10 protein-coding genes and 1 tRNA gene are annotated in these 9,616 nt (G+C 65.3%); 9 read left to right on the forward strand and 2 right to left on the reverse strand.

Features of this window, described 5'->3' with window-relative positions; genetic code table 11:
- The first annotated feature begins 580 nt into the window (after positions 1-580).
- From AC1DHX_RS19390 to AC1DHX_RS19405, 4 genes are all read left to right on the forward strand, one after another.
- The gene (locus AC1DHX_RS19390; protein ID WP_018773429.1) at positions 581-1,000 is read left to right on the forward strand and encodes a DUF3052 domain-containing protein; all 420 of its coding nucleotides are present in this window, start codon (positions 581-583) and stop codon (positions 998-1,000) included.
- Between the two features lie 41 nt (positions 1,001-1,041).
- On the forward strand, positions 1,042-1,524 hold the full coding sequence (locus AC1DHX_RS19395; RefSeq protein WP_476849018.1) for a peroxiredoxin: 483 nt from the start codon (positions 1,042-1,044) through the stop codon (positions 1,522-1,524).
- Between the two features lie 31 nt (positions 1,525-1,555).
- Positions 1,556-2,461 carry an NAD-dependent protein deacetylase gene (locus AC1DHX_RS19400; RefSeq protein WP_476900373.1) on the forward strand — a complete coding sequence of 302 codons (906 nt, stop codon included), beginning with the start codon at positions 1,556-1,558 and terminating at the stop codon, positions 2,459-2,461.
- 90 nt (positions 2,462-2,551) lie between these two features.
- A tRNA-Val gene (locus AC1DHX_RS19405) sits at positions 2,552-2,627 on the forward strand.
- Between the two features lie 68 nt (positions 2,628-2,695).
- Here the strand turns inward: AC1DHX_RS19405 and AC1DHX_RS19410 are convergent.
- Positions 2,696-2,881, reverse strand: a complete 186-nt coding sequence (locus AC1DHX_RS19410; protein WP_476856947.1) for a hypothetical protein — start codon at positions 2,879-2,881, stop codon at positions 2,696-2,698.
- 182 nt (positions 2,882-3,063) lie between these two features.
- On the opposite strand from AC1DHX_RS19410, the gene AC1DHX_RS19415 reads away from it, so the two are divergent.
- The 5 genes from AC1DHX_RS19415 (at position 3,064) to AC1DHX_RS19435 (ending at position 8,272) form a co-directional block, all read left to right on the forward strand.
- Positions 3,064-4,332 (forward strand): glycosyltransferase, encoded by a 1,269-nt coding sequence (locus tag AC1DHX_RS19415; protein ID WP_476858290.1) that lies wholly within the window; start codon positions 3,064-3,066, stop codon positions 4,330-4,332.
- A gap of 94 nt (positions 4,333-4,426) precedes the next feature.
- The gene (locus AC1DHX_RS19420) at positions 4,427-4,717 is read left to right on the forward strand and encodes a hypothetical protein (RefSeq protein WP_026266430.1); all 291 of its coding nucleotides are present in this window, start codon (positions 4,427-4,429) and stop codon (positions 4,715-4,717) included.
- Positions 4,718-4,964: 247 nt separating this feature from the next.
- Positions 4,965-5,795 carry a fumarylacetoacetate hydrolase family protein gene (locus tag AC1DHX_RS19425; RefSeq protein ID WP_476858291.1) on the forward strand — a complete coding sequence of 277 codons (831 nt, stop codon included), beginning with the start codon at positions 4,965-4,967 and terminating at the stop codon, positions 5,793-5,795.
- A gap of 166 nt (positions 5,796-5,961) precedes the next feature.
- A complete protein-coding gene (locus AC1DHX_RS19430) occupies positions 5,962-6,759 on the forward strand; it encodes an IclR family transcriptional regulator (protein WP_476856943.1) in 798 nt (265 codons plus the stop codon).
- Between the two features lie 163 nt (positions 6,760-6,922).
- Positions 6,923-8,272, forward strand: a complete 1,350-nt coding sequence (locus tag AC1DHX_RS19435; RefSeq protein WP_476848979.1) for an MFS transporter — start codon at positions 6,923-6,925, stop codon at positions 8,270-8,272.
- Between the two features lie 262 nt (positions 8,273-8,534).
- Here AC1DHX_RS19435 and AC1DHX_RS19440 read toward each other — a convergent pair whose 3' ends face one another.
- Entirely contained in the window at positions 8,535-9,599 is a 1,065-nt protein-coding gene (locus AC1DHX_RS19440; protein ID WP_476858292.1) for a D-2-hydroxyacid dehydrogenase, read from the reverse strand.
- Positions 9,600-9,616 lie beyond the last annotated feature (17 nt).

Here is a 9,616-nt window from a genome sequence, read left to right on the forward strand (position 1 = left end):
AATGTACTGGGCACGTTCGGTGCCTTGTTCCTGAATCAGGGTATCCAGGGACTCCAGCCATTCGGCGGTCTCTTCCGGATCACGATCAGGCAGCTGGTTTGTCAACCCGCTGAGGATATGGGAGGTATCTTCTCCTGCAGCCACGTCCAACCTCTCTTTGAGCGCATCTATCGGCACCCTCAGCTCCGGGCAGGGTGACTGCCTGGCGTGAACGCGACGTGTGCGACATATCGGTTACATCAGCCCGGTCGTATGCGCCGGGCAAGGTCCAATCACGGTACGCCTGCCTGTATTAGCCGGGCGGTTGCCCGCGCAGGCGTAGTCGTCATCAGCCACTCTAGCCGTGCGGGCTGATGGATGCGTAGCCGCCCTATGGACCCGCCGCCGTATTTCACGGGCATACTGGTTGTGTGACGAAGCGCTGCCCCGCAGCCTCCGGATCGGCCTGTGTGACGCAGAATATGGCGGATCGCGGTACCAACAGCTTGAAGCGAGAGCCCAAAGGGTGTTGGCTTGGAGTAATGGAAATCACTAGTGCCATTGAAAACATGAAGCAATTCAAAAAGCATAGGAGCAACACGTGAGCGAGGCCGACGCCGCCACTTCGGTAAATGTGGCGGAGAAACTGGGTTTCAAAGACGGGGACCTGATTCAGGAATTCGGTTATGACGACGATGTCGACTTCGACTTGCGGGACGATATCGAAGATCTCACGGGCTCTGAGCTTCTCGATGAGGACGATCACGAGGTGGTCGATGCCGCCATTCTCTGGTGGCGGGCAGGTGACGGAGACCTTGTGGACACGCTGGTCGATTCGCTGACCACTCTCACCGAGGGCGGCGTTGTCTGGGTCCTGACTCCCAAGTCCGGCCGGGACGGCTACGTCTCGCCCGCGGACATCCAGGATGCCGCGCCTACCGCAGGGCTCCACTACACCACCTCCGCCGGCGTCTCGAAGGACTGGAGCGCCACCCGGTTGGTCACTCGGAAGAACAAGTGACCCAAGCGGTCCAGCACGAGGCCTCCGGGCCGGGCTCCGCCGTGAGCCCCGTTCCCGGCGCCGTTCCCGGCGTCGGCGATGCCGCGCCGGATTTCGAGCTCGCCAATCAATTCGGCGAACCGGTGCGCCTCTCAGACTTCCGCGGCCGCAACGTCGCCATAGTCTTCTACCCGTTTGCCTTCTCCGGGATCTGCACCGGGGAACTGTGCGAAATCCGGGACAACCTGGCACTGTTCGAGGATGCCGACGCCGCCGTGCTGGCAGTCTCGGTGGACAGCAAATTCGCCCAGCGTGCCTATGCCGAAAAGGAAGGCTACGGCTTCGATCTGCTGGCAGACTTCTGGCCGCACGGGGCCGTGGCCTCGGCTTACGGCGTGTTCGACCCTGATAGCGGCATGGCGCTGCGCGGCACCTTCATCATCGACGCGGCGGGAATCGTCCGCTACGTCGTGGTGAATCCGCGCGGCCAGGCCCGGGACTTCGCCGAATACCGGGCGGCCCTCGCGGGACTCGGCGGGAGCTGATCCGGTGAGGCAGCGGCGGYCAGGAATCGGCATGACCGGGTTTGCCAGCCTCCCGCCGGTCACGGCCGCCGGGAGCGCCGCGGAACTCCAGCGCACCGAGCTGGAGGCCCTGCAGGACATCCACGGCCTCCTGTCCGGGGAGCAGTTCGCCGTGCTGACGGGTGCCGGCCTGAGTACGGATTCAGGCATCCCGGACTACCGCGGGCCCGGCGCCGCACCGCGGACCCCCATGACCTACCAGGAATTCATCGGCGAGCCGGGAAACCGGCAGCGCTACTGGGCCCGCAACCACATCGGCTGGTCACATCTGCGCAGGGCGGATCCGAACGATGGCCATGCCGCTGTAGCCCGGCTGGAGCAGCGGGGGCTTCTCACCGGCCTCATCACCCAAAACGTGGACCGGCTCCACGAGGACGCCGGCAGCGTCAACGTCGTGGACCTGCACGGCCGGTTCGACCGGGTAGTGTGCCTGGACTGCCACCGGCGGTTYAGCCGCCGGATGCTGGCCGGTGTCCTGGAAGAACTCAACCCCGGGTTCCTGGAACGGGCGCAGGCGGCCGGGGTGGTTGAAATGGCACCGGACGCCGATGCCGCCGTCGAGGACGCCGAACTGATTGGATCGTTCATCGTCGCCCGCTGTCCGGCCTGCGGCGGCACCCTGAAACCGGACTTCGTGTACTTCGGGGAAAACGTGCCCAAGGACCGGGTGGAGCGCTCGTATGCCATGGTCGACGCCGCCCGGGCGCTCCTGGTGGCCGGCTCGTCGCTGACCGTGATGAGCGGCCTGCGTTTTGTCCGCCACGCGGCGAAGCAGGGCAAAGCCGTGGTCATTATCAACAGGGGACCGACCCGCGGCGACGGCCTCGCCACCATCAAGCTGGAGGCAGGCGTCAGCGGGGCCTTGACCTGGCTCGCCGCCGAGCTGCCGCCCCTGTAGCGACGGCCGGGCCGATTGGCGCTTGGCCGGTGACATCCGGTACAGTAGCTGTTCGTTGGTTGAAGCGCTGAGGCGCGGAAACCGCGGTTTGGGTCTTTAGCTCAGCTGGTAGAGCGCCACGTTTACACCGTGGATGTCATCGGTTCGATCCCGGTAGGACCCACCACAGAAAACCCCGTCTTTCCGGACCACACGGTCCGGAAAGACGGGGTTTTGTGCGTCCCGTTGACCCGATCAGGAGCTTTTCGGCGCCGATTCGTTGGGGCCGCTGATCGGGGCTACGGTCCCTTCAAGGAGGGCGTAGGCGTTGGCGAGCCGCTGCACAGCCTGAGACTGATTGGTCGACACGCCACCCTTTACGATCGAATCCAGCACCACGGCTTTCGCCTTCTCCAGTTTCTGAGCGTTCGATTCAGCCATCTTGGATTCCCCTTGGTCCTTCGCAGGGCGCCCTGTGCGCCCGGCACGCGTCGAATTTACCATCTGCTCGGAAATGTCTGACATTGGTGACGGCGGTGAAGGGCGGTTTCCTCGTCCTGGGGAACGTTGCAGAGTACAGTGAGGTGATTTGTCGAGTAACGAAAAGACTATTGGGGAAAGCCATGTTCTACGGCGTCACGCGCTACAGCCTCTTCTCGCCCGGATCGCACTCTTGGAAAACGTCTCGCAGCGGCGTCTTCAAGACGCCGGAGGACTACATGCGGTACTTGTTCTCTGAGCAGCGCCTCAACCTAAGGGCTGAGATGTTCTTCACGAAGGCCGTGCCCGCTCTTGCGGTCATGGCGGAAAACCATGATTACAAGCATTTGGTGATGTATTCCGAGCTGCTCCCGAAGCGCCATCAGGACATCTTGTTCGCGGCCGCAGCCGAGTACCCGTTCCTGGTGCCTGTGGAATGGAACGACGTCGTTCGGGGAACCGGCATAGAAGAAGTGCGTCCCCTGATCGAGCAGGACCTCGCCAGCAAGTTCGACGCCGACGCCGGCGTGCAGCCGGTCGCGTGGTTCCGCCTCGACGACGACGACCTGCTCGCCGCCGACTATCTGACCCATCTTGAGGTGTACCGGACGCTGAACCACGTGGGGATGGCCATTTCATTCGGACTCGGCCTGACGGCCTACAAGGGCCAACATGACCTGGTGAACCTCCGAGAGTTCTACCACCCGAAGTCCGCCCAAGGGATGGCCTTCGTGTCCGCGTTCGACCCGCGCCAGCGCAGCCTGTCGATCGTTACGCCCGGGCCGCACCATGGTGTAGACCAGGTGATGCCGACCATCCTTGACTCCCGGGAACACATGTTCTTTCAAGTCCGTCACAGCGATCAGGACTCGACGTTGAACGAAACCCCGCATGAGCGCGTCGCAGCCTCTCTGGCGCGGCTGGACAAACTGCCGGCTGTGCGATCGGCCGACATTTCTGCGGAAAAATGGCCGAGTCTCATCGAGGACATCGTCCGCGGCGAACCTGTGCTGCACGAGCTTTCCGCGCCGGGCGCGGAACCCCTGCGCCTGACCGAGGACACGGTGCTGACTTTTCCGTTGGATTCGGCAATTGGGGCGGGGCTGGTCGAGTTCGAGTTTGAGTTCGAGTCGAGGAGCAGGCTCCAGGGAGGATTTGGCGTGGTCTCCTATCAGCTTCAAGGTGCGGAGGGCATCGATCCCGAGGAACTCGGGCTGCGGGAGAGCTCCATCTATGGGTTGAATCGTCAGGTGTGGTCGAAAAATGCGCGCGGCGTGGTGCGTCAAAGCCTTCTGCTGCCCAAAGGGGTCAGCATCTCCGGCATCACACTCAAGGGCAAGAATCGCCAGCCCGCAGACGTTTTCATCCGCTTGCGCCAGCCGCGCGTCGTTGCGGTGCACGCCGCCGACTAAAGACCGGAGGCCCCCCAGGGCGGGGTTTTGTGCGTCCCGGCGGGGGATGCTGCACGCCCCGAAAATGTCAGGGCTCCGCCCTACTGTGACGGGCATGGAACACGTGATGGTGAAAACAGGCCCGGACGGGCGGCCCCTGGCGGTAGTGCGCGGGGGCAGGGAATGGTTGATCGGCGCCGAGCCCGTGCGTTGGTTCGAGCGGGTCAGCTGGTGGGAGGCCGAGCGCCGGATGCCCAAGGGCCTGAGCCGCGTGGATGTCGAGGTCTGGCAGGTCCAGGCGAGGCTCGGCCGCAACCGCGGATCTGCCCTGACCACTATGGAACTGATCCGGGATGGCCTCGGTGGGGGCTGGCGGCTGCGGGGGGCCGTTGCGGACGCCGCGTAGGCTGCCAGTGAGGGCAACAATCGCACGGCCCGGCCCGCTCAAAAGAGGACCCCGGACCCTGGTATCACCCGGGCATTGGAAAAGCCTTCCACCGCGACTATTGGGGGATGCCGCGGTGGAAGGCTTGTAATGAATATACCGTGAACGCTTGGAAATGTGAAACACCGGCGGTGTTTCTGCGCGCCAGAATTACGCCAGTCGATGGCCTAATCGCGGGCCTCGGGAGTCCGCCGCCTAGGATGTTTTCATGACCGCCACGAGTGCCCGCCGAATCGCCAGAGTCCGCCCGCTTTCCCCGGCTGCCGGGGACGAATACTTCTTCGTCGCCAACGACGCAGCGGACTTTGGCAGTGCGGCGGGCAGGGTGTGGACGGTGACCACCTCCCCCTTCCCCGGTTCCGCTGCCAATGTCGGCAGCCTGCCCCGCAGCGGTTGGGAAGTCGGCGCGGCGGTGGAGGAATCGTCCTTCACGTTCCTCGCGCCCTGTGTCCCGGCCAACGTCCTGGGCATGGCGCACAATACGGGTGCCGCGGGCCGCGGACTTCCGCCGCAGGCCTTCCACAAGGCGGCCACCAGTGTGGTTGGCCCGGGGGACGCGGTTGAACTCCGGCCGGGTGTGGGCCGCGTCGAGCCGGAGGCCGAACTGACCCTCGTCATCGGCAGCAGGGCCCGCGCACTGACGCCCAGCAACGCCATGGGCGCAGTCCTGGGCTACACGATCGGAAACGACGTCTCCGCCAGGAACCTGCAGGAATCCGACGAGCTGTGGATCAGCGCCAAGAGCCAGGACACGTTCACGCCCGTGGGGCCCTGGATCGTCACGGACCTGAACGGTGACGACCTGGCGATCGGCATCAAACACAACGGTCAGGAACTCCGGGCAGCCAGCTCCGCCGACCTTGGCTGGAAGGTCGAGGAAATCCTCACCTATCTCACATCCTTCATGACCCTTCACCCGGGTGACCTGGTGCTGACGGGATTCCCCGCCGAGTGTGCGCCGATCGTCCCCGGCGACACCGTCACGTGCCACATTGCCGGCATCGGCGAGCTGACGAATCCCGTGGTGTCTGCCGCCTAAGGGGCCGGCGGTCCCCGACGAGGCCCGCCGACGGGGAGCGATGGATGCACGGGCCCTGCCGGTCCCGGTTCAGGGCTCCAGACATTATGATGGTTAGTGTTCAGCTGACTGGACGGCATTCGAACGAGTGGCGCGGCGACTTGCGCGCGATACCTGAAGGAGAATCATGGCCGATTCCCGAGTTTCCCGACCCTCCGACGGATTGGGGAGCGCGTCACCCGCTCCGGCTGTCACCCGTGCCGCCGCCGTGCTGGAAGCCCTGGCGGCATCCGCGACCGGACGCCTCACGCTCAGTGATCTGTCCCGGGAACTGGGAATCCCTAAGTCCTCCACCTCCAACCTGCTGCTCGCGCTCGAGGAGGCGAGGCTGATCAGCCGCCAGGGCGCGGAGTTCACCCTCGGCCGGAAGTTGGTTGAGCTCGGTGCTGCCTACCTCAGCCGCCTCGACGAGGTCCAGGAGTTCTACCGCTTCTGTGAACAGGCCCCGACGCTCTCGGGAGAGACGGTCCGGATCGCCATGCTGGACGGAACAAATGTCATCTACCTGGCCCGCTACGAAGGGCACCCGGCGGTGCGCCTGACGTCCAATATTGGCGACAAGATGCCCGTGTCCCTCTGTGCCGTGGGCAAGGCCCTGATCGCGCGGCTGCATGACCACGACGTCGACGAGATGTTTCCCGACGACGCCACTCTTCCGGTCCTGACGCCGAAGTCGCTGCGCACGGGTGCCGAGCTCAAGGCGCAGCTCACGCTCATCCGGGAACAGGGGTATGCGTTCGAGGACGAGGAATCCACCACCGGCGTCGTGTGCCTGGCCGTCGCCGTCCCGACCCGGGGCGCACACGGGCCCAGCCTCGGCCTGTCGGTCACCGCGCTGAAGGCGACTTACTCGCAGGAGCAGGGCGCCCTGATGGTGAAGGAACTCCAGGACCTCGCCCGGTCCCTCGGCAATCCCATGGGCTAGGGGCCCGCGCCGCWGGGCGTTTCGGGACGCCCGGAATAAATCTGATTATTCATTGGCTAGGCGATCACTATGCTGTACTCTGTTCAGCATAGTGATCGACTCCTTGGGGTTGCTCACACCCACCAGACCAACGGGGGTCTGGAGTGTTCTTGAGGGAGTGCTTGTGACAACTAGTACTAATACACCGCTCGCTGAAGCGGACGGCGCCGTCGTCGATCCGGAACAGCTGCGACGGGCAACGCTTGCCAGCTCTGTGGGCTCCGCGCTGGAGTACTACGACTTCTACATCTACGGGCTGGCCTCCGCCCTGATCTTCGGCCCGCTGTTCTTCAAGCCGCTCGGCGAGGACGGGGCCCTGATTGCATCCTTCGCCACGTACGGTGTGGGCTTCGCGGCGCGGCCCTTCGGCGGGATGGTCTTCGGCTACATCGGCGACCGGTTCGGCCGCAAGATGGTCCTGATCCTCACCATCGGCCTGATGGGGACCGCCAGCTTCGCCATCGGCCTGCTGCCGACGTACGAACAGGCCGGCATGCTCGGCGCAGTTCTTCTGGTGACGCTGCGCATCCTGCAGGGACTGGGTGCCGGCGCTGAACAGGCGGGCGCCACCACGCTCATTTCCGAAGTCGCGCCGCGCCGCCGTCGTGGCTTCTTCGCGTCGCTCCCGTTCGTCGGCATCCAGCTGGGGACCCTGCTCGGCGCCGGAACGTTCGCGCTCATTGCCATGGCAGACAAGGCCGTCCTGGAGGGCTGGCTGTGGCGGGTGCCCTTCCTGGCCAGCGTGCTCCTGGTTGTGGTGGCCATCTTCATTCGGCTCCGGCTGAAGGAAACGCCCGTCTTCCAGGAACTGGAAAAGCACAAGAGCGTGGTCAAGAACCCCATCGGCCAGCTGTGGAAGCACTCGAAGAAGAACGTGTTGATCGGCATCGGCCTGCGGATGGGCGAAAACGGCAATTCCTCGATCTACTCCGCGCTGCTCATCGCGTTCCTGGCGGCCAAGGACGGCGTTTTTCCCGGCGACAAGTTCATCGGTCCGGTCGGCCTGCTCATCGCCGCGGGCTTCGCGGCCGTCATGGTGATCACCTTCGGTGCGCTGTCCGACAGGTTCGGCCGGGTGCCCGTCTACCGCTACGGCGCGCTGTTCCAGGCGCTCATCGCGCTGCCGGCGTTCTACCTGGTGACGCTGGGCAATGTCACGCTGGTCTGGATTGTCATGGTGGTGGGCATCGCCCTCGGCGTTCAGTCCATGCTCGGCCCGCAGTGCCCGCTGCTGCCTGAACTCTTCGGCTCGCAGTACCGCTTCACCGGCGTGGCCATGAGCCGGGAGCTCTCCGCCGTCCTGGCCGGCGGCCTGGTCCCGCTGGTCGGCGCCGCGCTGCTGGCCGCCACGGACCATTCCTGGCTGGTGCTCGCCATCTACTCGCTGGTCCTGGCGCTGATCTCGTTTGTCACCACCTTCTTCACGCCCGAGACGGTGGGACGCGACCTTCTCCTGACGGAGGATGCGCGCTAGGCGGTATCCGGGCTGCAGACCCTCCGTCCGCGCCGCACAGGCCGTGGCCTCTTCCACCCAGGAAGGGGCCACGGCCGTTTCTGCGCCACGGAATACCCGCGTCGACGGGCAAAATACCCGGCGCGCCGGAATGCCGGCCTCGCAGGCACGGTCCCGCGTTGCTGGGCGGAACCTTCCTCGCCCGACGCTAAGGGCGGCCCAACCGTTTCCGGTGGGCCGCCCTGTGTGCGCTGCGGCGCTGGTGCAGTGCGAAAGGGTGGACTCAGTAGAAGTGCACCGTGTCCACCAGGTGGGGGAGTTCGCCACCGTCGAGGTAGGTCCGCAGGTTGCTGCAGAAGCGTTCGGTGATCAGCCGGTTTTCGGCGGCGCTGAGCGCCGAGGTGTGCGGGGACACCATCACCCTGGGGTGGTTCCACAGCGGGCTGTCCTGCGGCAGTGGCTCCACGGCGAAGACATCGAGGCAGGCATAGGAGACCTGGCCGTTGCCCAGAGCCTCCAGAAGCGCCTCTTCATCGACCACGGTGCCGCGGCCCACGTTGACGAAGACTGTTCCGGGCTTCATGGCGGCGAAGACGTCGCGGCTGAAAAGCTTCTCGGTGTACGGCGTGCCGGGCAGGGTATTGACGACGGCGTCTGCGGTGCCCAGCAGGCCGGCGAGTCCGTCGTTGTCCGTGACCGTCTCGATCCCGTCGATGGCCTCCACGGTCCGCTTGGTCCCGCTGACGCTCATGCCCAGGGCGCGGGCGATCCGTGCGGTCTCGAGCCCGATCTCGCCGAGCCCGGTGACCACCAGGCGGGAGCCGTTGACCAGGCGGGTGGGGGTGCGGAGCTCGGGCCAGAGCTTGGCCGCCTGGTCCTGGGCCAGCTCGGCGCTGCGCTTGAAGCCGTTGAGGATGCCCAGGGCGGCGAACTCGGCGAGCGGCAGGGCGTGCACCCCGGCCGAGGTGGTGACCCTGAACTTCTGCAGCGTCGCCGCGTCCAGCCCCGATGCCTTTACGGCACCGCCGGCGCCGGCCGCCATGGCATGGATCCACTCAAGCCAGGGATTGCTGCCGGCGATCCGGGCGAGGCCTGCCGGGCTTTCGTTKGGGAGCCCGTACAGGACCTGGGCCTTGTTGAGCATGTCCCAGTAGCGCTCTTCCTGCTCCGGCGTCCGGCGGAAGTCCGGGTCACCCGCATGGTCGGCGGGAAAACGTTCCGGCGGCAAGAGCTCGGGGTCGTAGAGGACGGTCACGGACGGATCTACGGCGCGGATGCGGTCCACCAGCTCTGCTTCGAGCGGGACGGCGATCGCGACGGTGGTTTTGGTCGTCATAGTGTTCATCATACTGAATAGAGGCTAGG

The organism is Arthrobacter sp. 05N33_2, from assembly GCF_056397425.1.